Source organism: Pseudomonas quercus (genome assembly GCF_012033695.1).
Lineage (GTDB): Bacteria > Pseudomonadota > Gammaproteobacteria > Pseudomonadales > Pseudomonadaceae > Aquipseudomonas > Aquipseudomonas quercus.
Window position 1 is genome coordinate 360,813 of the sequence record NZ_JAAVJI010000004.1, and the last position, 23,917, is coordinate 384,729.

Annotated in this window: 16 protein-coding genes and 4 pseudogenes; 7 read left to right on the top strand and 13 right to left on the bottom strand. The window is 51.2% G+C overall.

Going from position 1 to position 23,917, the window contains the following annotated elements:
* Positions 1 to 147: 147 nt before the first annotated feature.
* Together HBH25_RS10420 and HBH25_RS23580 are read left to right on the top strand one after the other, a co-directional pair.
* Positions 148 to 366 (top strand): glycine zipper 2TM domain-containing protein, encoded by a 219-nt coding sequence (locus HBH25_RS10420; protein WP_168083834.1) that lies wholly within the window; start codon positions 148 to 150, stop codon positions 364 to 366.
* 511 nt (positions 367 to 877) lie between these two features.
* Positions 878 to 2,101, top strand: coding sequence for a phosphatase domain-containing putative toxin (locus tag HBH25_RS23580; RefSeq protein ID WP_324616880.1), 1,224 nt, complete (start codon positions 878 to 880; stop codon positions 2,099 to 2,101).
* Positions 2,102 to 2,247: 146 nt separating this feature from the next.
* Here HBH25_RS23580 and HBH25_RS10430 read toward each other — a convergent pair whose 3' ends face one another.
* The 4 genes and pseudogenes from HBH25_RS10430 to HBH25_RS10445 all read right to left on the bottom strand — a co-directional run bounded on the left by HBH25_RS10430 (position 2,248) and on the right by HBH25_RS10445 (position 8,125).
* Positions 2,248 to 4,797: a M10 family metallopeptidase C-terminal domain-containing protein gene (locus HBH25_RS10430; protein WP_168083835.1), complete on the bottom strand. Its 2,550-nt coding sequence runs from the start codon at positions 4,795 to 4,797 to the stop codon at positions 2,248 to 2,250.
* A gap of 189 nt (positions 4,798 to 4,986) precedes the next feature.
* The gene (locus tag HBH25_RS10435; protein WP_324616883.1) at positions 4,987 to 5,142 is read right to left on the bottom strand and encodes a helix-turn-helix domain-containing protein; all 156 of its coding nucleotides are present in this window, start codon (positions 5,140 to 5,142) and stop codon (positions 4,987 to 4,989) included.
* Between the two features lie 424 nt (positions 5,143 to 5,566).
* Positions 5,567 to 6,601, bottom strand: a pseudogene (locus tag HBH25_RS10440) (DUF4113 domain-containing protein); the annotation flags it as partial.
* 96 nt (positions 6,602 to 6,697) lie between these two features.
* Positions 6,698 to 8,125: a hypothetical protein gene (locus HBH25_RS10445; RefSeq protein WP_168083838.1), complete on the bottom strand. Its 1,428-nt coding sequence runs from the start codon at positions 8,123 to 8,125 to the stop codon at positions 6,698 to 6,700.
* A 572-nt stretch (positions 8,126 to 8,697) separates the two neighbouring features.
* On the opposite strand from HBH25_RS10445, the gene HBH25_RS10450 reads away from it, so the two are divergent.
* The 4 genes and pseudogenes from HBH25_RS10450 to HBH25_RS10465 all read left to right on the top strand — a co-directional run bounded on the left by HBH25_RS10450 (position 8,698) and on the right by HBH25_RS10465 (position 13,496).
* The gene (locus HBH25_RS10450; protein ID WP_168083839.1) at positions 8,698 to 9,816 is read left to right on the top strand and encodes a hypothetical protein; all 1,119 of its coding nucleotides are present in this window, start codon (positions 8,698 to 8,700) and stop codon (positions 9,814 to 9,816) included.
* 802 nt (positions 9,817 to 10,618) lie between these two features.
* A complete protein-coding gene (locus HBH25_RS10455; RefSeq protein ID WP_168083840.1) occupies positions 10,619 to 11,452 on the top strand; it encodes a TAL effector repeat-containing protein in 834 nt (277 codons plus the stop codon).
* A 53-nt stretch (positions 11,453 to 11,505) separates the two neighbouring features.
* A pseudogene (locus HBH25_RS10460) lies at positions 11,506 to 12,697 on the top strand (IS91 family transposase).
* Between the two features lie 472 nt (positions 12,698 to 13,169).
* Positions 13,170 to 13,496 (top strand): hypothetical protein, encoded by a 327-nt coding sequence (locus HBH25_RS10465; RefSeq protein WP_168083841.1) that lies wholly within the window; start codon positions 13,170 to 13,172, stop codon positions 13,494 to 13,496.
* A 169-nt stretch (positions 13,497 to 13,665) separates the two neighbouring features.
* Here the strand turns inward: HBH25_RS10465 and HBH25_RS10470 are convergent, their stop codons facing one another.
* Both HBH25_RS10470 and HBH25_RS10475 read right to left on the bottom strand, forming a co-directional pair.
* Positions 13,666 to 14,091 carry a type III secretion system chaperone gene (locus tag HBH25_RS10470; RefSeq protein ID WP_168083842.1) on the bottom strand — a complete coding sequence of 142 codons (426 nt, stop codon included), beginning with the start codon at positions 14,089 to 14,091 and terminating at the stop codon, positions 13,666 to 13,668.
* The gene (locus tag HBH25_RS10475) at positions 14,081 to 14,881 is read right to left on the bottom strand and encodes a hypothetical protein (protein WP_168083843.1); all 801 of its coding nucleotides are present in this window, start codon (positions 14,879 to 14,881) and stop codon (positions 14,081 to 14,083) included. Before HBH25_RS10475 ends, HBH25_RS10470 begins: the two co-directional genes overlap by 11 nt.
* A gap of 514 nt (positions 14,882 to 15,395) precedes the next feature.
* On the opposite strand from HBH25_RS10475, the pseudogene HBH25_RS10480 reads away from it, so the two are divergent.
* A pseudogene (locus tag HBH25_RS10480) lies at positions 15,396 to 16,358 on the top strand (tyrosine-type recombinase/integrase).
* A gap of 7 nt (positions 16,359 to 16,365) precedes the next feature.
* Here the strand turns inward: HBH25_RS10480 and HBH25_RS10485 are convergent.
* The 7 genes and pseudogenes from HBH25_RS10485 to HBH25_RS10515 form a co-directional block, all read right to left on the bottom strand.
* The gene (locus HBH25_RS10485; RefSeq protein WP_168083844.1) at positions 16,366 to 17,841 is read right to left on the bottom strand and encodes an ApeA N-terminal domain 1-containing protein; all 1,476 of its coding nucleotides are present in this window, start codon (positions 17,839 to 17,841) and stop codon (positions 16,366 to 16,368) included.
* A 211-nt stretch (positions 17,842 to 18,052) separates the two neighbouring features.
* Positions 18,053 to 18,448 (bottom strand): hypothetical protein, encoded by a 396-nt coding sequence (locus tag HBH25_RS10490; RefSeq protein ID WP_168083845.1) that lies wholly within the window; start codon positions 18,446 to 18,448, stop codon positions 18,053 to 18,055.
* A 344-nt stretch (positions 18,449 to 18,792) separates the two neighbouring features.
* Positions 18,793 to 19,422: a hypothetical protein gene (locus HBH25_RS10495; protein WP_168083846.1), complete on the bottom strand. Its 630-nt coding sequence runs from the start codon at positions 19,420 to 19,422 to the stop codon at positions 18,793 to 18,795.
* 195 nt (positions 19,423 to 19,617) lie between these two features.
* Entirely contained in the window at positions 19,618 to 20,247 is a 630-nt protein-coding gene (locus tag HBH25_RS10500; protein ID WP_168083847.1) for a toll/interleukin-1 receptor domain-containing protein, read from the bottom strand.
* Between the two features lie 94 nt (positions 20,248 to 20,341).
* Positions 20,342 to 21,376, bottom strand: a pseudogene (locus tag HBH25_RS10505) (DinB/UmuC family translesion DNA polymerase); the annotation flags it as partial.
* Between the two features lie 151 nt (positions 21,377 to 21,527).
* Positions 21,528 to 23,639, bottom strand: coding sequence for a hypothetical protein (locus HBH25_RS10510; RefSeq protein WP_168083849.1), 2,112 nt, complete (start codon positions 23,637 to 23,639; stop codon positions 21,528 to 21,530).
* Between the two features lie 87 nt (positions 23,640 to 23,726).
* Positions 23,727 to 23,917 (bottom strand): hypothetical protein (locus HBH25_RS10515; protein WP_168083850.1); only part of this gene is annotated, 191 nt, incomplete at its 5' end.

The window sequence follows — 23,917 nt, forward strand, 5'->3', positions numbered from 1 at the left end:
TGGCTCATTCCTGCAGATCTCTTTCTTACGCCAGAGGACTGTGCGATGGGTTTTGCAAAAAAAACCGCGGCCGCCTTGCTCATATTGAGCATGGGTTTTTCATCCGGTTGCGCCACGTCAGGTAATGACTAGGCAAACAAGGAAAACATGGGCACCGTACTCGGCGGCGCCGCTGGCGTACTCATCGGCAGCCGTGTGGGCTCAGGCGGTGGGCGCACCGCCGCGATGTTGATCGGTGGCCTGGCGGGTGCATTAGTCGGCAAAACCATCGGCGCGAAAATGGATGAAAGCGACCGCCTGGCCCTCGCCGCACAAACCCAGCAGGTCCTCAATACAAATCAGGACGGCCAGGTTGGCCGTTGGTAGTCCGACCACAGTGGCAGCAGCGCGCAGATCACGCCTGTAAGTACCGCGACCGAGTCTCGCCAGGTAGCCGTCAAGCGCCTGCCAAAGATTCGGCCGGTCACCGAGATGACCGTGCCACAGCATTCCATGAGTCGCTTTTTCGGCCATAGCTCGCTGTGCACTGCGCCAACTGTTTGAGCTGCAAATCAACTTCCCCTCACTGGCCAGGCTATTGCCCAGGTTCCCACCATTGGAACCCATGAACCCTGATGACCACTTAATGGACCCTGGCCGCTACACGCGGCCCGTGTACTCATAAGAAAAAAAGGTCAATGATGATTTCTCTAAAAGGTACGCCTGCCCACGCCGTCCTGACGCTAAACGACGCCATGCCTGTACAAGGGGCAACCGCCCCGGCCCAAGCTGATCACCCCGCCAAACTCTCACCGTCCCAACTCAGTGACGACGCTATTCTTGGATTGAGGGATGCTGAAACCCGAACCGATAAAAACGGCCAGAGGGTGGTTTCACTGTGCGGGACACGTTGCGCCATGAAACCTTCCAACTTCACTCCACCAGCCCCGAGCGAGTGGTCTACAAAGCGTCAATCAAGCCCTCCGCCGGCGTAAATGTCACCAAAGGCAACCAGTTGCCAACCAGTACATTGACCCTCCAGGCTCGACCAACGGGTAAGTCCAGCTATGGCCTGCTGAGCGCTCAACTGCTGGGCCCTGATGGTGAGACCTTCGTAGACCTGGCTCGCTCTGAACCTGCCTCCGCTTCAGCTCAAAACCCCGCTGTGGCAGGCGCGCGGGTACACCTGGGGCCTAACCGCGCCTTTTTGAACTATGCAGTGCCACCCCGGGAAACCGACGACCAGTGCGTAATGGTCATCGATAAAATGCCCCCGCCCAAGAACGGCAAAATGGCGTACTTCCGCACAACGACTGACCTGAGTTCGCTGCCTCATGGGATGGAAAAAGGTGGGCTGAGCGACCTGAAATTGGCGGGGTGTGAGCGGATTTCCTCCGTACAGCAGGTCAACATTATTCGCGAGGCGCTTGGCAATGGGCCGCTTACGGTGTTGGACTTGCGCGAAGAGCCGCATGCCGTGATCAATGATTTGCCTGTCACTTTCCGTGGGCCTATGGATTGGGCTCATCCAAGGTTGAGCAAGGTGGAACAAGCTGTACGTGAGCGCGACCTCTTTGAAACGCTTGTGCAAAAAGACTCAGTAACACTGGTTGATGCTGCTTACGTAAAAGGGACCAAGGCTGACCCGCAAAGGACAGAGTTGAAGGGGTTGCATATTCAGACCGAAGAACAAATAGTGAATTCGGCCGGCGCCACCTATCGTCGCGTGCCCGTTACCGACCACAACCGGCCCAGCCCCGAAGCAACGGACCACTTGGTGGATGTCATGCGCCATTGCCTGCAGGCGAACGAAGCGATTGTGGTGCATTGTCTGGGAGGGCGGGGCCGTACCACTACCGCCATGACCATGATGGATATGCTCAAGAACGCACAGCACTATTCTGCTCAGACCATCATCGACCGTATGGCCAAGTTGAGCTACGGCTACAACATGACGGATGTGGACCGGGGTGCAGGCCCCAAGCGGCCGCTACTCAAGGACCGGTTGGAGTTCCTGCATGCCTTCCACGACTACGCCGCGAACAACCCAGGTGGCCTGCCTTTGAACTGGCGGCAATGGCGGGCGAAGCTGATGGTTGAGCAGGGAACTCAGAAAGGCTGAACCTGTACATCTCAGCAAAGCGAGTAATATCCGTACCACCTAGCCCAAGCCCTGCCGCTCAAAAAACGACCGCTCCAATAGAGCGGTCGGTCAGCTTGTTTAAGCAGGGTATTCACGGTGCAGGCAATAACAGTTAGCAGCAGCTCTCACCCTACCGCGAGGTCGTGGGCGCTGTTCGCTGCCGTTCCCAAGAGCGCTATGGGCGCTTGGGTTGCGACGTCCTCAGGGTCCACGAAAATGATGTTTCTGTTGGCAAGCGCATCTGTTTTGTCCCCGCTAAACGCAATCTGGAAGAACCTGCCTTGGTCATCGCCTTGTAGGTCCCGAAGGTAGGTGCGGTCCAGCGTCGCGTTGTATTCCACTTTCAGGGTGTGGTTGTAGCCGTCACCCAGGTTGGTGTAGCCCAGACTGCTGACGCCGATCTGATCCTCGGCTGGGCTAAAATCGGTGATCAGGTCGGTATAGCTTGTGTTAGCGGTACGATAGCTGTCTTCTACATTTCGGAAGATAAAGTAATCCGTTCCGGTTCCACCGGTCAGGCGGTCCGCGCCACTGCCGCCTGTAATGAAATCAGTGTTTGCCCCACCCTCTACAACGTCATTGCCCGCCAAGCCATTTATCCTGTCCTGGGCCCCTGAACCTGTGATCGTGTCATTCCCGGACGTCCCGTTAAAAAGGTATTGCTGCGTGTCGTAGGCAGTAGTGACCACTGAATCATCCGCGGGCATGAACAGCAGGGTATTGGGCGCCAGGTCCAGCAGGTGATTACCGCTGAAGGCGATCTGGAAGCGGTTGCCGGCGCTGTCGAGCTCACGCGAACTTAGCCGGGTGATATCCGAACCGCTGTCATAGCTAAGGCTCAGGGTGGTCCCATAACCGTCACCCAGCCCAGTGAAGCCTAAGGCGGTCAAGTCCACCTGGTCATGCTGAGCGCCGCTGAAATCCAGTATCAGATCGCGGCCTTGATCTTTGCCAGCGGCATTCACCTGGCTGTCGCTGAGCCTGGTGTAAACGAAGGTGTCTGCGCCTGCGCCACCAATCAAATGGTCCGCCCCTTGGCCTCCCACCAAGCGATCATCACTGCCCAGCCCTGAAAGCTTATCTCGACCATCACCTCCGACCAGCGTATCGCGACCGTGGGTAGTACCTTGCAAGGTGTCGTTGCCCGAGGTCCCCGTGATCAGTGGAAGGAAGTTGGCATCGCTCAGGCTGGTACGGTAATCCCCGACTAATCTCAGCTCGAAGCGCTGGCCTTGACTGTCGGCGTCGTAGTTTTTCAGATACGTAATATTCTTGGCGGCGTCATAGGTCAGTGCCAAAGTGCCATCGTGACCGTTGCCCAACCCGGTGAAGCCCAGGCGGGTGACGTCCAGGCTGTCCTTGCTGGCATTGAAATCGGCAATGGTATCTGCATAGTGCGTGGTAGCCGTGCGATAGCTATCGGTCAGGGAGGTGAAGCTGAAGGTGTCTCTGCCCACACCGCCTGCCAGATAGTCGACCCCTGCGCCACCCACCAACGTGTCATCGCCAGCCCCGCCTAGCAGCGAATCGTTACCGGCGCCTCCGTACACAAGTGCGTTATTCAGCGCCAGGCTGTCACCGAGTGAATCATCCCCTTTAGAGCCAAAGGTAACCAGGGTTTGGGCGTTGTTGAAGGCAACACTGGTAGAGCCCACAAGCTTCACGTCGCCAGCGGTGGTCTGCGCAATAAAGTTGTCATCGACACGGTTGCCATTGCTCTCGCCTCGCTCCTCAACCCCATAGGTTCCGCTCAGGTCTATGTAGGCGTAGCCTTCGCCAATGGTATTGCCGTGCACATGGCTGCCTGTGCTGTCTTGCAACAGGATATTGGCAGCCGCCCCAGCCGTAGCGTTATCTCGAAGGGTATTGGCCGCCAGTTCGGTGCCAGTGGAAGCGTACACGCTGATCGCTGAGCCTGCGTTACTCACTAGTGATAAGTGATCAACGACGGCACCATTTGCGCCCTCAATATGTACACCATCCAGCTGGTTGTAATGGCTGCTGCCCGCTGTCACAGTGGCCGTTCGGCCTTCGGTATCACCTTTTAGTGCAAGGCCATTGCCACTGTTCTGGCTAGTTTCCACATCCTGAACAGTCAATGGCCCGGTCACCCGCAAACCATCGCCTTTGTTTTCCCTTGTGATCACGTCGCTCAGGGAACTGTTTACCAACCCGCTGGCAACGATGCCGCTCTGAAGGTTCCCTTCCGCATAGACGCTGCTTGCTGTGACCTGGCTGCCTTCCGAGCGCAGGTCTATACCAACGCCTGTCGCGTTCACAGCGGCAACGTTGTACAGGGTCACTCCAATTCCATCACCGATGGACAAGCCGCTTACCAGCCCGCTGACCTTTGCGCTGTTACCATCAACATTGAGGTTGGTAATGCTGGTGTTATCACCGCTGATATGAACGATGCCATCAATGTCGCTTGTGGAACCTTTCACAAGTGTAAAGGTTGGTTTATCAGCAAAGTTACCCTTGAGCTGCACATTATCTTTCAACACCAACACACTGCCCGAAGCTTGGGCGCTTACGCTGTAGTTGCTGCCAGGCACATACACGGTCCCGCCGCCTGCAGCCGCAGCGGCATCGATTGCAGCTTGTATTGCCTGGGTATCATCCGTACGGCCATCGCCCACTGCACCGTAATTTTTTACGTTGAATACTGCTGCCATGAGGTCGCTCCATTGTTTGATAGTCTTAGGCGCACATCAAATACCTGGGTTCCACACTTACTAGGCACAGCTACCGTCGCGGTTGGCTCGGAAAGAATGCAGCCGGGCGGTATGTTCCATTGTGGCGGCTCGCGCCAGGGTCATCAGCCTGGTTTGGCCCGCCCGCCCTGAGTGGGCGAAACCTGGAGCTTAAGCGTGCGCCTTCTGCCGCGCGTAACGCCCCGGTGCCTGCCCTTCACGGCGTATAAAGGCTGCACTGAAGCTGCTCGATGAACTGTAGCCGACGCGAAGGGCGATTTCGTCCAGGCTAAGCACGCGCTCCAGCAGCAGCCTTTCCCCTATCACCGGCGCGGGTGACAATAAGCTGCTGCCCTACTTGATGCACTCCGAGCCTCATTACCGGCATGGTTTGCTCAACGGATGAGACATTTCGATGAAGCCCTTCAAGGCGCCCTTTAACGCTAAGCTGCTGACCCATCCGCACCGCGCGACCTGCGCCCGAGAAGCCGTTGACAAGAAAGATCACGTCCAAAGCAGTTTCGGCCTGACCATGGGCCAGAACATGACGAGGGCCGCGATGAGCTGTAATCGCAAGGGCCCCGGGCATTTTGTCTTGGGCGCTAGGCCGTAGCGGTTGATCGGCTCAGAGGGCATTTAGCCAATGGCCAGTTGGCCAGGGCCTAGCTCACGCAGGTAGTGGTCCGTCGATTCATGCATGGAATACCGTCCCTACATGGTTCGTTTGCCCCTTCATTAGTCTATCGTCACGTTAGTGCGCGCTCACCGTCCACAACTGGTCCACCCGTGTCGTATAGCTCTGGCTCATGAACTCCCGACGCATCCCCCAATCCGGCGCTATGGGCACCGCAGCCGCCCGCAACGTACCCCGGCCCCAGCGCGCATTGATGCTGTCCAGCGTATTCATCAACTGCTCGAACTTTTTCGGCTGGGTAAGTGCAAACAGGTCGTGCGTATACTCACCAGGCTGCCGCAAGTCCAGCAACAGCACCTCGGCCTTGCTATACCTGTAGCCGTCCCGAAAAATGCGTTCCACGGCATAGGTAGCCGCGTTGGTCATCAACAGCGTGTCGTTCGTAGGGTAGGGCAGCTCCACCAGCACGCCATTCGCATACTTGGCCTCATCCGGGTTGAACATGCCGGTTTTGATGCTGATGCGCATCTTCTTGCACAGGGACCCTTGAGCACGCAGCTTCTCAGCGGCCCGCGCGGTGTAGGTGGCCACCGCTTCCTTGAGGGGGGGCAGCTCGGTGAGCCGTGTGCCGAACATGCGGCTGCAGCAGATTTCCTGCTTGGGTGGGTCGGGGTCGTCCAGGGCCAGGCAGGAGACACCGGCCAGCTCGCGAGCGGTGCGCTCCAGAACGACGCTGAATTTCGCCCGAAGCATGACAGGATCAGCCTTGGCCAGGTCCATGGCCGATTGGATACCCATCGCTTGCAGGTGAGCCGCCAGGCGGCGGCCAACGCCCCACACCTCGCACACGGCCGTGTTGCGCAGTACCCAATCACGCTTGAATGGGTCGCAAATGTCCACCACACCGCCTGTATGCTGCAGCAGGCGTTTGGCTGTGTGGTTGGCCAGCTTGGCCAGGGTCTTGGTGTGTGCGATGCCTACACCCACAGGAATACCCGTAGCCATCATTACCCGCTCGCGGATGGAGCGGCCAAACACCGTGAGGTCGCCAGGCTGGCCAGTGAGGTCACAGAAAATTTCGTCGATGCTGTACACCTCGGAGCCGGCCACCATGCTCTCGATCAGGGTCATGACACGTTCGGACATTTGCCCGTTTATGTGGAATGGAAAAGCGACTGAATATGACGCCGAAGGCCGGTGTCCATAGCAAGCATTGGCTGCATCAGCTACCGCTCCGGCGAGGTTGTTTTAGTCGTCCTGCGGGACCGGCGTCACAGCAGCGACCAGTGCTTTCAGCACGGGGTTATTGATGGTACCTACCGCATCAGCAATGTGATTCTTGCTGATCTTTCGAAGAGCTTCGTCATCGATCCAATTCAACCGTTCGGTCAAGTAAGTCATGACATCTGACTTGGTTTCGTCCTTTTCAATTGTCTTACTGATTCCGCAAAGTACATTGAAATGATTGGCTATATCCTCAGCCTTATCGTGTTGTGCTCGCTTTGATGTGAGACTTATGACCATTTCGGATTTAAATTCATTATTCGTATAAAGCTTATTACGATCTGCGAGTTCTATAAGCTTTCCGAATCGTTCCGGACCAAGCGTTTCAGAATGCCAGGCATACCAACCGGCCAAGTTAGGCAAAGCAGCTGCAGCGTGATTTGCTCCATTTTCTCCCTCTAGCCCTTCAAGGGCTGAGCATAGCTTCTCAAACACCTCAGGTCTATCTTGGGCACTCACATTACTACCTGTTCCAACTCTTGCAAGCGCACTTACCAAATTCGCGACAGTTTTGTTTAGATCACGAATCTGTGCGGCTTGGTGTTCTGGATCGACTGACTTCAGAATTTTAGAACGGCTGAGGCTTTCTACCAGATCCAGCATTAGCTTGAAGCCATCGCCGCTTTTAAAATTAAGGTTGTCAATTTCTTCTGCCAGCCCGCTAATCAAATCCATTTTTTCCTTACCTCGGAATTCATAAAGGCTCCCTAAAACTGCTTTAAATTCAACAAGCCTGGCGCCACCCCATCCATCGGGGCCTTGATCTGCCGGAATACTCTTAATAGCAGTCAAGCGATCAAGAAGAGCCGAACATTTCGCTTTCGCCAGAGTTTTTTCCAACCCCAATGCATACAAACTCTTGGAGCTAAGTGCCAATGAGGTCACCCGACTTTTGGATCCGCCGTTTGGGACATTGTCTAGAGTCATATGAATTAATTCTTTAGGCATACGCTCTAAAAAAGAACTTTGAATGGGGGCCGGCACAGACAGCCCCATGGAAATGGACCCTTCAGAGCCTCTTCTAAACCCTACGCTTAAAACGTCATATTTAGACCGATCATTCTCATTCAATCTCGCTTTGATCACCAACACATCTTGATTGCGTCGTATCCCAAACTGAGCATCACCGTCCGCTGGTTGATTGGGCGAAAGCTTCAACTGGCTACTGCTACTGAGGGCCTGTTTTGCAAACCCGGCCAGCATCTTTTCCCGTTCATTACCCTGTGTTTCTTTAGCATTCAACGCAGCGACTGTGTGATCGCTTAACATATGAGCCATCAGCGAGTCAGCATGCCCAGACGGGTGCGCTCCTGCCGCTGCCTGTGCGGCTTGTGCAGGGCTTGCTGAACTGCTCTGCATGTTATAGGCACTACTGCCTCTAATGGGGTCCATGATATTCCTCAGAATAGGGTATTCACACTAAAGGGAGTGAATGGCGTGAAAGGCCGAGCAGTTCCAGTTGGGCCGGATTACCGGATCCATCATTCCCGCGTGGTATGCCCGTCTAGCGCCGTCACGCCTTCCAGCTTTTGGATAAACCCCTCGATCTTTTCCTGATCACCCTCGACGATGGCGCGCTCGTCCGCCGTCAGCGGTACTTCTTCCAGGTAGCGGCGAACTTGGCAGCCTGCGGCTGCAAATCGGTCCGTGCCTGCTTCAGATCTGAGTTGCCTGGATTAAACATCGTTGTGCCCGCGCGCTTGGCACCGGAACTCTCCAGACGCTTTTGGCCACCCACTGGCATTCGGGCTGTCTCTCTCGGCCTATCATCTGTAGGCATAGGTTAATCAGCAATGAATCCCACCCAAACAGGCCGTCTGGTATCACCGAACACCGTCTTGCCCTCCGCTGGTGAACCCTTAAGGCCAGATACCCTACACGTAGGTACGTCAGCTCACCCCTCAATCGCTGCCTTACCCGCTTCCGTACAGATCGGTAACTTCACCTTCCACGTCGGCCGTACCATGACAGTTCTTTCTGACAGCGAAGCTGAGCTTCTCCATAGCGCACTGCGCTCCGAAATGCCTAAAGAGCCGCTGGCAAGCTCGCCTGATAAGGACGGCGTGTACTCCTACGTTATCGGAGCAACAGATTACTTTGCATCCGCACATCTACCCCGACAGGGCCCCGAGCGGATGATGGTCAGCTGCGCGCTTGATCCATCTCTAGGTTTGCAAAGCGTAGTCATCAGTGATCTTAAGAGTGGGCACGCCTATTGTCAGGCCCATTTCGAACCCCCTCATATGGCAACACAGACACCCGCTTCGGAACAGGCGCCTTCGTCTATGGCCGGTCAACCACCTTCACGTACCCATTTATCTGTTTTCTCAAACAGCGACTTAATGAAAGAATTGATACAAGGACATAATCCTCAGGATGAGGAGCTACGTCAGGGTTCAGGCGCCTCGGTCAGTACCCAGTCCAGGGTCTTTTCCCATAACGGCTCAGCCGGCGCCTCGGCAGAGGTTTCCAGGTCTAGCCGGAACCTGCGCATTCTTGCGCCACGCAGCACACCCAACCAAGTACCTTCTCTACCCTCTAGGTCGGGGGCGACGTCCGAAAGCCAGCGGCCAAAACGGCAAAAAGTCACGGATGCTCAGATCGACGCGCTTCTGTACAACGATGACGGCGAGACGTTCAGAACTAATAAGGAAATTGGCCGCCTTCTACGAACCGCCGGATTCAGCGCAGGTGACAACCGCATCCAAGGCCGGCTGCAGGCTCTCGCGGGGCTACGGCAACTTCCCGGCGCCACAGACGAGAAGATCAGGGAGTATTTACACGATCCAGAAGACGGCTCGTTGAGAACTCAGCAGGAAGTCATCAGCGCCATGCGCGAAGACAGATGGGGGGCAAAAACCCACCGCATCGTTGCCCAAATGCAAGCTGCCGGGGTGCCACGGCATCTGACAAGCGCCACGGATGAGCAGATCCAGGCGCGCCTGTATAAGGACAATGATGATAACGACGGTCGTTCATTGAGAACTTGTGATGAAATCGCCAATGCTCTAAATGAAGATGGATTAGGGGCAAGGAATGCCCGCATCCAGGCCCAGCTACGGGCTGCGCGTGGACAGCAATAGTCTGGATGGCCTGCTGAAGTGAGAACACTGTCCTGGCCGCTCGACGCAACGCCATAGTCCGTTGAACTTGGCAGCCTGCGGCTGCAAATCGGTCCGTGCCTGCTTCAGATCTGAGTTGCCTGGATTAAACATCGTTGTGCCCGCGCGCTTGGCACCGGAACTCTCCAGACGCTTTTGGCCACCCACTGGCATTCGGGCTGTCTCTCTCGGCCTATCATCTGTAGGCATAGGTTAATCAGCAATGAATCCCACCCAAACAGGCCGTCTGGTATCACCGAACACCGTGTTGCCCTCCGCTGGTGAACCCTTAAGGCCAGATACCCTACACGTAGGTACGTCAGCTCACCCCTCAATCGCTGCCTTACCCGCTTCCGTACAGATCGGTAACTTCACCTTCCACGTCGGGCGTACCATGACAGCCCTTTCTGACAGCGAAGCTGAGCTTCTCCATAGCGCACTGCGCTCCGAAACGCCTAAAGAGCCGCTGGCACGCTCGCCTGATAAGGATGGGGTGTACACCTACATTATCGGAGCAAAAGATTACTTTGCATCCGCGCACTTACCTAAGAATTACCCCGAGCGGATGATGCTCAGCTGTGAGCTTGATCCATCCCAAGGTTTGAAACACGTAGTCATTAGTGAGCTTAAACGTGACCTTCAGATGGGGCAGATCTATTGTCAGGCTCATTTCGAACCCCCTCATAGGGCAACACAGGCACCTGCTTCGGAACAGGCGGCTTCGTCTATGGCCTCTCTACCACCTTCACGGACCAATTTGTCTGTTTTCTCAAACAGCGACTTAATGAATGAATGGATACAACGACATAACCCGCAAGATAAACAGCAGAGTTCAGGCGCCTCGGTCAGTACCCAGTCCATGGTCTTTTCCCAGGCCGGCTCGGCCAACGTCTCGGCAGGCGTTCCCGGGCCCAGTCGAACCCGCGCCACTCACACCGACACTCATACCGTCAGACACAGCCCCTATCCAGCTGCTTCCGCGCGCTCAGCCACGTCCGCTCGATCGGCAAACACTTCGTCTCAAGCACTGAGTACCGCTGACCATAAAAAAATCCAGAAAGCCGCCGGCAACGCCACCCTGAACTATGTGATACAGCATCTCGACGAGCTTCAACATGCATTGGGGGGCCGTGAGCAGGTCATCAAGATCGCGGCCCATCACGGGGGTCAGCAGGCCTTGCAGGCGCTGCTGGACAAGGGCCCGGCCCTGCGTCAGGCCGGCTTCAGCAACGACAACCTGGTCAAGGTCGCGGCCAACATAGGCGGCGCGCAGGCCTTGCAGGCGCTGCTGGACAAGGGCCCGGCCCTGCGTCAGGCAGGCTTCAGTGCCGATAACCTGGTGAGGATTGCCGCCAACAACGGGGGTCAGCAGGCCTTGCAGGCGCTGCTGGACAAGGGCCCGGCCCTGCGTCAGGCAGGCTTTGGCAACGACAACCTGGTGAGGATTGGTGGCAACGGCGGTGCTAAGAAAACGCTGGACACGCTATTGCAGGTCTATCCGCAACTGACCCAGGGTGGCGTTTCCCACGATGAGATACTGGCCTTGGCGACTAAACAGCGGGGGGCTTCCGGCGCGCTTCAAAGCAAGCTCGGCGAACTGACCGCGGCCGGTCGTTGAGGCCGATATGATAGGGTTTGCTCCTCTCAATGCGTTCGGTGACATGACCCGGCATGCCTACCAGCTTCAAACCAAGGCCTTTGAAAAACCTGTTCACGGCCAATGGCTGCTGGGCAGGTTTGCTGGAGGCCGGTGGTTTGCGGGATATCGAAGTGGAGTCGGTCAGCAAGATGCTGGCCTGCGGCACCTCGATCCTGGGTGTGAAGCACTACACCTGCGCCAGTGACCGCTGTCCCCACGTCAAATACCTGTGCAACACCTGTCATTGTCGGGCCTGCCCGTCGTGCGGCAAAAAAGCCACTGATCAGTGGATCGCCGTCCAGCATAACCGCTTGCCTGACTGCGCGTGGTACCACCTGGTGTTCACGCTGCCCGATACGCTGTGGCCGTTGTTCTTTTACAACCGTGGCTTGCTTGATGCGTTGTGTCGTTTGGCCGCTGACAACCTGCTGTATGCGGGGCAGCGGCGGGGTTTGCGCATCGGGCTGTTTGGCGCACTCCACACCTACGGACGACGGCTCAACTGGCATCCTCACGTGCACCTGTCGGCTACTGCTGGCGGCCTGGATGAGCAGGGCGTCTGGAAAAATATCGCGTTTCACGAAAAGACGATGCGTCGGCGCTGGATGTGGAATGTGCGCAACCATCTGTTGGAGCATTGGGGTCAGATCACAATGCCACCGGAGCTGGCGCATATCACCTGTGAAAGTGACTGGCGAAACCTGGTGCTTAATGCGGGTGGTCAGCACTAGCACATCTATTAAGAAGACGGAAAACGGTCGCAAGACCGTGAATTACCTGGGCCGCTACCTGAAGAAACCGCCGATCTCGGGCAGCCGTTTGGCGCATTACACGTCGGGTGCCACCTTAAGTTTTACCTATCTGGATCACCGCACGCAGACCTATCAGCAGGAGTCGGTGAGCCAGGCCGACATGCTGCGCCGGATGGTGCAGCACCTCCCGGAGAAGCATTTTCGGATGATCCGGTATTTTGGGTTTCTAGCCAATCGGGTGTGCGGGCAATACCTGCCGAAGGTGTATGAAGCACTGGAGATGACGAAACCAGGTTTAACGCCAAAGCTGTATTTTGCGCAGATGGCCAAAGCGTTTTTAAACGTTGATCCGTTCAGCTGCGTGCTGTGCGGAACGAAGATGGTGTACATGGCAGCGATCAGCGGGCTGACGGTAAAGGGGCTAGTGACCCATGCCCATACTATTGCGCGGATGAGGTACGTGAAACCGTGATGCGGGGAAGGTACGTCCGCAGTGCGGGTTTAGTGCTAAAAACCACTTCCCGATCAGCAGTTTACAGCAAAAGCTGTTTGAATTTGCTATCCGGCCTCTGACTCTCCAAGGCCAATCGCACCGTAATGTTCTTGCCTGACGCCTCTCTTGATGTGTAGAAATCTTTGAAATTCCTACACATGAACAAAACCCTCCAGACCAACTGAACCCCTCGCATAATCGCAAGCCTTTTTGCGACGCTGACGTTCTTCGTCACTGATAGTAAATTTTTTTGGTTCATCAGCCATCATTGTATCCCCCTAGAAGTTCCTATAAAACATCACTTATTCATGACATTTTATCAAAATTTACTATTTGGAGCGAACCTATCAGTATGTATGATAAAGGACATTATCATACATAGGGCAAGAAAACCGAAAGGCCCTGAATTTTGTGCTAGAATTATTGGATCCATATTATTGAGCTAGTAAAAATGATCCCTAATCTAGCAATTACTTTCCTTCATTCAATAAATCGCCTTCCGTGGGGTGAAAGCATAGCGGTGCGGCTTGAACTGATTGTTGCGCTCGAAAAGAAAATAAGCCTGGCGATCTTCGACAAACATACCAATCAACAAGTGCTACGCAGTCATGACATAGAAGGCAAGCTATCTAGCTTGGACTGGTTTGATCGAGTGTTTTGGCAGGTAACTCTTGATGGGGCACCGGCAACTGAAAAAAAGTTTGCTAGACTGGAACAGGAAAAATGTGGTTTAGCCATTGATGCTAAAAATTGTACGTTGGTATTGGAAAGACATTAGGATAGCTTCCTCGGCTGAAGCTGCAAAATTAGTAAAAATAAAAGTTATTATAGTTAGCGGTGTTACTGTTACGGGCGAGCGGTTTTCCAATATCTACAGCCTATGCGCCGCCTTGCGCACTAAGACAAATCGCAGTAGTAGAAAAGTTTCTCGTAACACATGACGCCAATTAGCGCATAACCGGCCTCCTGTCAGGCTGTGCCCGCTGCTTCAATACTTCTTCAAGGTCTTGGCCTAGACTAATGAAGCCAGTCAAGATTGCTATAAATTGCCGGCCGCTAAGTGACAAAGGGTCCAGCTGAGTACAAAGCCGGAGGATGTTATAATTATCCATAGCAACCCAGCACCCGCGCATCGCGTTAGCCTCGAAGTTCATACGCAGCAGCAATTCATAAGTAGCTCTGTCCACGTTTTTTGGATCACAAATCGCCCGATGGATAAACACGTAAGAAGAGCCTGTGGGAAATTCCAGTGTAGCAGCCTTTTCCTGGTCTCCCATATAAATAGCACATACACCATCATTTAAACTAAACGAGCTACCGCAAGCTTTCGAAAGTTGATCAAGTAATTCTTTAATTTTCAAATCAGGATTCATGCACAGGATCTCCTTTCCAGAAGTGTTTCAAATGGGCCTTAAAATCAGGTGTAAAGCGATCGAACACTCTTCTAACGCGACCTATGCCGTCGTCTGTAGATACTGACCAACCAGAATTCATAGTATGGCCGGGCATAAGCAGGGGGTCAGAGACAATATGCGCATTCAACGATGAACTTAGAGGCGGTTTTTTTTTCAGCTTATTGCTTACCGGAGGGGCAAGCTTGTTCACTAGTCTAGTGACCATGCCCTTTTGCCCGGTTGGCTGGGAGGCCGGTCGATCTTTTTGAAGCTTGTGAGTCACAGGGGACGCAAGCTTATCCATCAACCTAGAGGCTGTACTCTCTTCCCCAATTGGCTTGGGTAAAGGTCGATCTTTTTGCAGCCTGTTGATCACTGGCGGCGCAAGGTTGTTCATCAGCCTAGTGGCCGTACTCTCTTTTCCAGTTGGCTTGGGTGGCGGTCGATCTTTATGCAATTTTTTAGTCACTGGAGGCGCAAATTTATTCATGAGCCTGTTGGCCAGCCTGTCGTGATGATCTCGCATAGGAGGGGACGGGGCTGGCCGTGGTGATTCGAAAGGTATCAGTCCTGCATTAGGGAGAGCAGTTGTGGCAGTCAAAGCTAATATTTCCTGCTCTGAGCGAAACTGCGTTTCTTCCTCGGCGTTTTGAACCGCTCCTTCAGCTCTATAAGCCTGGTCAAAACGGGCCATAATAGCTGTTAAATTTGTATTGCTAGGGCGATCCAGATAACCAACCGGTTGATGAAGTAAGGGTTGCCCGGCCATTTGCCGTATCCGCAGTGGACGAATCGCAGCGTCACTCTCAATACTTCCGGTCCCCATGATGCTTGCGCTCTGTCGACGCTGTGAAAGGTGCGATAAAATAGAATCCGTTAATGGAGGCGAGCCGACCTCTCTGATTGCGGGTCGGAGTGAGTTATCTATCCCTATACGCATAAAGCCCCTCCTTTTTTAGGCTAAGTGGGCGCTTCCTCAACGTAGTTCCTAGAAAACCTATTTTATTTGGCTCTAGCCGTGCCTATTAATTCGTAAATGCAGATTCAAAAAGTTGACACGCATTCATTTTTTTTGAATAGAAATAATAGGTCTATGATTAACAAGGTTTTATTGTGAAATCATGACGGTTCAGAGAATTTTTACTGAAATTTCTGATATTGAGGGCAGCTGAACCGGTTGAAGACTGTGTTTTGGCCAATCTGGCCTTAAATACCATAAAATAGGTTATCAAGAGTTTTCGCTCGGCTGCGTCAAAAAAGCGTTTTGGGGGAGGAGAGGGGTCATGCGCACGCTAACGGTGCACAAAGAGGACAGCGAGCGTCGATTGACCGCGGCCGAGTTTCAACACCTGGCCGCGGTACCGGCTGCCGTCGAATGGTTTGCCAACATCGATAACCCGCGCACGCGTCGTGCCTACCAAAACGACCTGGAAGACTTCTGCTCCTTTATAGGGTTGGCTACTGCAGACGAGTTTCGGGTGGTAACGCGCTCCCACGTGCTGGCCTAGCGTGCCCAGCTGGAGCACCGAGGCCTGGCCGGAGCTACTATCCGACGCAAACTTGCTGCGTTGGCCAGCCTGTTCGACCATTTGCTGGAATGCAACGCGGTCGCCGGTGGCAACCCGGTACACGGGGTCAAACGGCCCAAGATCGAGAGCAACGAAGGCAAGACCCCGGCCCTGGGCGATCACCAGGCCAAGGCGCTCCTGGACGCACCGGACGTGGCCACCCTGAAAGGGCTGCGGGACCGTGCCATTCTGGCCGTGCTGCTCTACCACGGCCTTCGGCGGGAAGAAGCCGCGCAGCTAGGCGTCAGCGACATGCTGGAGCGGCGTGGTATCAAGCATCTATTGATTCACGGCAAGGGCGGCAAGGTGCGTTACCTGCCCCTGCACCCGGTGGCAGCTGACCGCATCCACGATTACCTGGAGCGCTCGGGGCATCACCTGGTCACGCCGAAAGGGCCGCTGTTTCTGCCGTTACGCGGCCCCATAGATCGAGGTGGCATCACTGCAGATGGCATCTATAAAGTAGTGGAAGCCTATGCGAAAAAGGCCGGCATCGAGGTCGCTGGCCTGGGCGTACATGGCCTTCGTGCAACGGCGGCCACTAATGCCCTGGAGCATGAGGCGGACATTGCCAAGGTCCAGGCCTGGCTGGGGCATGCCAACATCAGCACGACCAGGATCTATGATCGACGGCAGAACAGGCCGGAGGATTCACCTACCTACAAGGTGAAATATTGAAATTTCATTAAGTTTTAGAGTTATCAGAAACTTTAGATTTAATTTTATTAAATCTTTTTAATTTCGCTTTGTACGAATAAACGTAACTAGCCATTGGATGACCAAGGCTTGGCTCCGTATTTAACCAGGATCTAATATTCCATCCGCACTCTATAAGATCAGATGCAACAAACACAAACTCAAGCGTATCAGTTAAAAAGGCCAACTCTTCTTCGTAATCTAGATAACCAGCATCAGTGCCATGGACATAGTAATTTCGCGCCTTTAGTGAAATTTTCAGAACATCAGCAATTCCATTGAAATAATTCTCTGAACTATTTTCAATAACACTGGCCTTGTGCAGTATTTTACTGAGAAGCTTGCTACCCCAAAAGTTTAAGGTGGACAAAATCTGACTACGTTCCTCACTATGTGGCATCTTCATGATAATATCCTTGCATAGTTTTTTATTTTGCAAGGCTTCATCTGAAAGAGGATTCAAAACTGGATAAACGATAGTCGGCAATATATCGAAAGCATTCGCTGCCCCAACTATTCTATCGCCATCGTAAAACTCATTTTTCTTTTGACACTGAATTATTCTTCTTCTTGCATCTACACAACCGACATGCTTTTCAATCCAGTTTTTGAAAACTTCACTGAGTTCTTCTTCATCTCTGTCCAAACTTATTGGCCAGTCTCGTTTGCTTTCAATTAAACTTCTATTGCCTTCAGGTGCCAAGCTCCAGTACAAAAATACTTGATCTATCTCATTCGTTCCTTTAAATCTAGTTTCAGCTGAAATTTTCTGCACGCCTTGGTAACGTCCAGAAACGAAACTTAAAAATTCAAGCACCGACAATATTGCATCAATTACTTGAGAGAATTTCTTAGTCGTATCGAATTTTATCGTAGCTATGGTTTCGGCTGGGCATATCACCCCTCCACTATCGGTAATTTGAGACTCAAACCTGATACTGGTACTGATTTTTCCAAAGCTTAGATTGATTGGTTTGATCTGGCCTTCTCCTGAATAGAAGAATATAACACCATTTCTTTCGCCATCTACTTCAGCTTTTTGGCATGCTTCTCCTAATATTTTTTTTATATCTCCAGAACTTGCAATTTTACTTCCAAATGTCCCACGTTTAGAAAAGAAAAGGCCAAGATCATCGGTTTTAAATGAAACACTTTCAAATATAGATTCATCCCAATCTAAATGCTGACCACCTACCATCACGTAATGCGGAAATATATCAATCTCATAAAATAACTCGGGATACAACCCCACCGGGTTGGGCCGGTTTCCGACGCATTCGAAAAGGCTTATTTTTTTCCTATCAAGGGTTTCACCATAGACGGAATGAGGATTAGGATTAAAAACTGGCTGTGATCGACTTCTCAGTTTTAGTAATGTTTTATCTCCATGTATAATCAAATCCCCATTAACATCCAAATTACCATATTTAAAACAACCAATTATTTTATTAAAATCTGCAGACATTATTATATACCAATTTAGTTAATGGTCATTTTTCTACAAAAATGCTTTTGGAGGATCTAGTCCTGCAGGCTGGTCATGGATTTTATCCTATATAATTGATTAATAATAAACTGCTCCTTCGCAAGTAAGCCAAGCCGATGTAGCCATCGGCTTCAATCAAACGGGACTTACTTCAAGCACACATGGTGTTTTCCTAATCAGCTTTATGCGATCATCTTTTGGTATCACTCGAAGGCAGTAGGTGATGAGCGCGAATGAATGCCCCGGCACCAAATACAATACTTTCTGAAGGATTGTCTTCGCAGTATTTTTTAATCCACAAAACCATGCCATTTACATCAACCCGGTTAGCCCCTTGACTACCTGCAGTAATGTAACCAGCGAGCCACTGCGTATAAGCATTGGCCATCGTATAGTAGGTCTTGCCGCCACTAACGATGGCATTGGTAGGCTGGTAGTCCGAGAGCGACAGCACGAATGACGCACAGGAGTCACCACCGATACCGTTCACAACATATTGCCCCGACTCCATAGCCTCAGCAGCTGTGCCCTGAAGCAAAAGAAGAATTGCAAGCCACAGCAGTTTAATTTTGATCGCGGTGTTCATCAGCGTTTTCCTTGAAGGGGAGACCGCAGAAGACGGAAAAAATCGTACGTTAAGCGGTGCAATAATGAGGCAATCCTTGCGCTGCCTGAGCCGTGTCCAATTGGAGTACACCTCAACCGGGCGTCTGGCTGATCACTCGTATCATGTCAGGTTGGGACCGATTTCGGCACTTTCTGACGCCTTTTCGACCCTCCCTATGGCCTTAATCTGAGATGCCCGGCGCTTAGCGTACGACTTCTTCCGTTTTCTCTATCCACCCCATATAGACTTATAGCCTTCAATTGTGATCTTCATAGTTTCTCTACAGTCAGAAATCTCACATTAATTATTCTATAACTCTAAAGTTAAGGCCTCTTCCCTATACTATTAACCCCTATTAGTTCATTAACTCTAAGTCTATCCCAACCGAATTTTGGAAGTTGGTTTTCAGAAACTAAATTTTCCACTATTTCGATAAATTGCTTTCTTGTAAGATCAGACAGTAAAGGCCTTATGCGCTCATAATAAGATGCTGACGAGGACTTCAAAAATATCTCAAAAGGTTCTGCATAGTGCCCAACATAAACCATCGTATCTGGCCACCATGTACCAGAAGGGCTATCCAAGCCATTTATAATATTTATATGGGATCTCAGATACAATAAAAAGTCCGCTTGCATTATGTCGGAAAATACTGTTCCCGCTATGCCAGATCGCTCTTTTAGAAGAGTAGCTGGCAAACTTGTCTTTGAAAAACCTTTGATCCTGTTTCTAAATTCTAAGGAAGCTAAATGCCATGAGAAAATACTATGGTCTGAAAGACAGTTTTGACGAAAATTAATATTTGAATGTATATAGTAGTCCTGTGATAAGAAACTACCCAACTCATCAAATCTATCTTGTTTTATAAATGCAGCTGTTAAATACAAGAACAGCTCTCTTGCCAAAAATTTGAAATTATCTCGATCCCAGTCAGTGTACTGCCCTTGAGGCATGGATAACATATGCTGAGCCAACGATTCAAAAAACCTATGTATACTTTTTAAAATTGCGGAAGAAGGCGAATACTGTGCTACAGCACTGAATAAGTTTACTATTTCGTTTCGATATGGTAGCAAATGAATTAAACTGTCTGACGTTAAATCAGATTTTTTTTCATCATTAGCCTCGACAAAACTAATGTTAAATTTTTATAAATTCTCAATAAAAATATTCAAATAGTCATTAACAGCCCCTCCTACATAGCTTTTACCATCTCTAAGTGCTCCCATCGTACGGTTGAAAGCCACTGTTGTTCCCAATGTCGGGATGGTTTTATCGCTAATATAGGCCGGCGGTTTTCCTAGCTCTGGACGCCTATGCACTGGTTGTCCAAAGATGAATCTAGTCAGCCGCTCTAAGCTTTCACTAGTTTGAGCCGGATTGCTAAAATCTATGTATGTACTTCCTTTGAAGTAATGAGGCAAATAAGCTTTTCCGTTTTCATCTCTTTGTTTAACTAAAGCTACAAATTTATCTTGTTTTGCGTTCGAGTAAACTGCTGGTGAAATTATCTGCGTTTCCGTTGATACTCCACTATCCCCTAATGCGTTTGCCTTCTTTACATAAATTTCGTCGCATATAACAAGAACTTTATCAATGCTTTTATCATTTACCATCTGTTCCATGAAATGATAAGCATTGTGTCCAGGACTTAGATCCCATTTGTCTAGGATGGTTTCTATACCAGACTGCATAAGTTGTTCAGCTAGATCTTCTACCCACACTTCATGATCATCAGATGACCAGCTATATGAAATAAAAACCTTAGGATTTTTCACCTTGCCACTCCATTGTACTAGATAAAAAATAATGCACTGCTTAGAATTTAGAATTTAGCTATTCAGCTATAAACTAACTTGTAATCTTTACCTTCTAGTGCGAGCCTACCGTCCATAATTGATCAACTCGTGTCGTGTAGCTCTGGCTCATCAACTCACGACGCATGCCCCAGTCTGGCTCCATAGGCACGGTAGCTGAGCGTAATGTACCCCGACCCCAGCGGGCATTGATACTGTCCATGATGCCCATCAGCTGCTCGCACCTCTTTGGCTGAGTCACGGCAAACAAATCGTCGGTGTATTCACCAGGTTGCCGCAGGTCCAACAAAAGCACCTCGGCCTTACTGTAGCGATAGCCTTCACGATAAATGCGCTCCACGGCCTGTGTAGCCGCGTTGGTGAGCAGTAGCGTATCGTGAGTAGGGTAGGGCAGCTCCACCAAGATGCCGTTCGCATACTTGGCTTCGTCGGGGCTGAACATACCGGTGCGCACACTGATGCGCATCTTCTTGCACATCGAACCTTGAGCGCGCAGCTTCTCAGCGGCCCGCGCCGTGTAGGTGGCCACCGCTTCCTTGATCGGGGCCAGGTCAGTGAGCCGCTTGCCGAACATACGGCTGCAGCAGATTTCCTGCTTAGGTGGGTCGGGATCGTCCAGGGCCAGGCAAGACACACCGGCGAGCTCGCGTGCTGTGCGCTCCAGGACAACGCTGAATTTTGCTCGAAGCATGACAGGATCAGCCTTGGCCAGGTCCATGGCTGACTGGATACCCATTGCCTGCAGGTGAGCGGTTAGACGGCGACCCACTCCCCACACTTCGGATACCGCTGTATTGCGCAGTACCCAATCACGCTTGAAAGGGTCGCAGATGTCCACCACACCGCCTGTGTGCTGCTGCAGACGTTTTGCCGTGTGGTTGGCCAGCTTGGCCAGGGTCTTCGTGTGTGCGATGCCTACACCGACTGGAATGCCCGTAGACCTCAACACACGCTCGCGGATCGACCGGCCCAGCACCGTGAGGTCGCCAGGCTGGCCAGTGAGGTCACAGAAAATTTCGTCTATGCTGTAAACTTCTGAAGCGTAAGTCATTGATTCTATTAAGGTCATTACACGTTCGGAAATTTGACCGTTTATGTGGAATGGAAAATCAACCTAATTTTTCTGCTAAGCAGCGGCGATCGATTCAGGTGCAAAGCTCACATCCAAGACATGTCGGTAGTCGGCTGAATCGATTCCTCTTGTGCACCAAATAATCTGCTTTTTAATCCATGCCGGCTTTCTAGTTGTGTGAATCCTGGCGAGATCTTTCCCATACTTGAGGCCCTGTAGTCATGGCGGTAAGTACGTTCGATTCCCATAAAGCCTGCATGCGATCCTGTCCAATAATAGCGATAGCTTGCTGTGGAAGCTTTCTAAGCTCTGCCACTGTTGCGCGTTCACCTATGTTAAGTCGCGCGCTATTTTTTCCATTATCTTTCGCCAAATCAGAAACATATGACTTTACGGCAAGTCGCTGGTCCGCGAGAGAGGAATCACATATTGTTTTTCTCAAAACCTTACATAATGCGTCTGTATCGTCTAATTTATCTACTTTTTTCACATCTTCTTGATAAAAATCATATTTGTTAGCAAGCGCCTTTAAAATTTTATTTTTATCAAAAGAACTAGCTACCGAAGCTAGCTTTTCCCTTAATTCATCATTGAAAAGATTCTCCAGATTCGACTCTTCGTTGTCGGTGATTTTATCAGATTCATGTACGGGGTGCTTTTTGTAAAATTCAGGTTGTTTAGCCTGCAAAAACAAGAAAAAATCGTTAACTTCGCTCATGAGCATATCCTTACGAGCTTGCGCATGGCGCGATTTTGCCCAATTGGGAAAATCTTCACTATCACTTTTTTCAGTTATCTCTTTCATAGCCCCGTCAAGATCCGCCAGCGATTTCCTATGTAATTCCACCACATGTGAAATGACTGCGCTTGCATTCACGGCCGCCCCATCAGCTAACTCGTTAATAGCTTTTGTCGCTTCGGCTTCTTGAATTTCTTGCGCGGATTGGTTGCGAAAAATCTTTTGCGCCATCTTGCTTTTCACAAAAGGTGTTTCAATTGGTTTGTCATCTTCCAATGACGGGGATGCATTAGCTTTCAGCAAGCTTGGAACGGGCGACGATCGTTGACTAACTAAAAACATGGACAGTTTCTTATCCAGTTCCTGTACGCTTGTGTCGGCAATTATTTTATTTACATGCGCATCAATTTTTAGGGGGTCGAGAGTGCTAGGTAGAACAGCTCGATAGACGTTAAGCGTTGCTTTTTGAAGTATTGACTCTAATATATTTAGTCCTTTTGGTCCAGTAGCACCGAAGCAGTCCATACCGTCACTATGCACCCCTCCCTCTACCCCTAGCTCAAAAAGACCTCGCTTAATTCTACCTAATTTTTCTCGTTGCACATCAACTTCAAAATTAAGATCAGCTCGGCGTGCGTAGTCGGCCGTGTCAAAATCAGCGTAGAATACCTGGGCTGAAATGTTTTCCCTTAGACGCGCTACAGGGAATGTATAACGCCATATATCCGACATCATGCCCTTGTTTCTAAGGTGATCTTTGGCAATACGAAAAGCTAGCGAAGCAGTTACAAATATTTTTTCTGACTTATGTTTTGAAAAAATATCATCATGCTTTTCAATATTTATAAAAGGCTCTAAAGCTGGATTGAGCAAACCTGCTTTCGTTGCAACTACTCCCTGCTGGCGAGCTAAAAATTTACCGGGCCGATCTGTTGCGATGGTTCCTAATGCTGCTCTTAATGGAAGTACAAACTCTGTCAAATCTCGACGGGATGGAGGGATCTTATACCCATTAGGCGCTTCGTCGTAATTATGTTCTCCATGCCAGAATAAGCCAATCTCCGTAATGCTTTTATTATTAAATTCTCTGAGACCACTTCCGCTGCGCATCACAATATTGGCCATTTCGTGGCTTGGTTCAGACAATGTCATAGACATAGGTTCGTCAGAACCTCGTCTAAACCCTACGCTTAAAACGTCGTATTCCGATCGTTCATTCAATTTCGCCTTGATCGCCAATACGTCCTGATTGCGTCGCATCTCAAATTGAGCAATGCCGTTCAATGGCTGATTGGGCGAAATCTTCAACTGGCCACTGCTACTGAGGGCCTGTTTTGCAAACCCGGCCAGCATCTTTTCCTGTTCATTACCCTGCGTTTCTTTAGCATTCAACGCAGCCACTGCGTGATCGCTCAACATGGCCGATGTCAGCGAGTCGGTGTGCCCAGACGGCTGCGCTCCTGCCGCTACCTCTACGGCTTGCGCAGGGTTTACTGAACTGCTCTGCATGTTATAGGCACTACTGCCTCTAATGGGGTCCATGGTATTCCTCAGAATATGATTTTAAAATTGAAGGGTTGAGTGGTGTGAAAGGCCGAGCAGTTCCAATCGGCCGGATTGCCGGATCCATCATTCCCGCGTGGTATGCCCATCCAGCGCCGTCACGCCTTCCAGCTTGCGGATAAAGCCTTCTATCTTTTCCTGATCACCCTCGACAATGGCGCGCTCGTCTGCAGTCAGCGGCACTTCTTCCAGGTAGCGGCGGACCGACGCCTTGCTCTCCAGGGCCTGGCCCTGTGCGCTGGCTTTGGGCAGGTTGA

Excerpts from the sequence above, each read along its gene's own strand:
- HBH25_RS10420 (WP_168083834.1), top strand. The coding sequence starts at position 148 with ATGGGCACCGTACTCGGCGGCGCCGCTGGCGTACTCATCGGCAGCCGT.
- HBH25_RS10430 (WP_168083835.1), bottom strand. The coding sequence starts at position 4,797 with ATGGCAGCAGTATTCAACGTAAAAAATTACGGTGCAGTGGGCGATGGC.
- HBH25_RS10445 (WP_168083838.1), bottom strand. The coding sequence starts at position 8,125 with ATGGACCCCATTAGAGGCAGTAGTGCCTATAACATGCAGAGCAGTTCA.
- HBH25_RS10450 (WP_168083839.1), top strand. The coding sequence starts at position 8,698 with ATGACAGTTCTTTCTGACAGCGAAGCTGAGCTTCTCCATAGCGCACTG.
- HBH25_RS10455 (WP_168083840.1), top strand. The coding sequence starts at position 10,619 with ATGAATGAATGGATACAACGACATAACCCGCAAGATAAACAGCAGAGT.
- HBH25_RS10465 (WP_168083841.1), top strand. The coding sequence starts at position 13,170 with ATGATCCCTAATCTAGCAATTACTTTCCTTCATTCAATAAATCGCCTT.
- HBH25_RS10470 (WP_168083842.1), bottom strand. The coding sequence starts at position 14,091 with ATGAATCCTGATTTGAAAATTAAAGAATTACTTGATCAACTTTCGAAA.
- HBH25_RS10475 (WP_168083843.1), bottom strand. The coding sequence starts at position 14,881 with ATGGCCGGGCAACCCTTACTTCATCAACCGGTTGGTTATCTGGATCGC.
- HBH25_RS10485 (WP_168083844.1), bottom strand. The coding sequence starts at position 17,841 with ATGTCTGCAGATTTTAATAAAATAATTGGTTGTTTTAAATATGGTAAT.
- HBH25_RS10490 (WP_168083845.1), bottom strand. The coding sequence starts at position 18,448 with ATGAACACCGCGATCAAAATTAAACTGCTGTGGCTTGCAATTCTTCTT.
- HBH25_RS10495 (WP_168083846.1), bottom strand. The coding sequence starts at position 19,422 with ATGCCTCAAGGGCAGTACACTGACTGGGATCGAGATAATTTCAAATTT.
- HBH25_RS10510 (WP_168083849.1), bottom strand. The coding sequence starts at position 23,639 with ATGGACCCCATTAGAGGCAGTAGTGCCTATAACATGCAGAGCAGTTCA.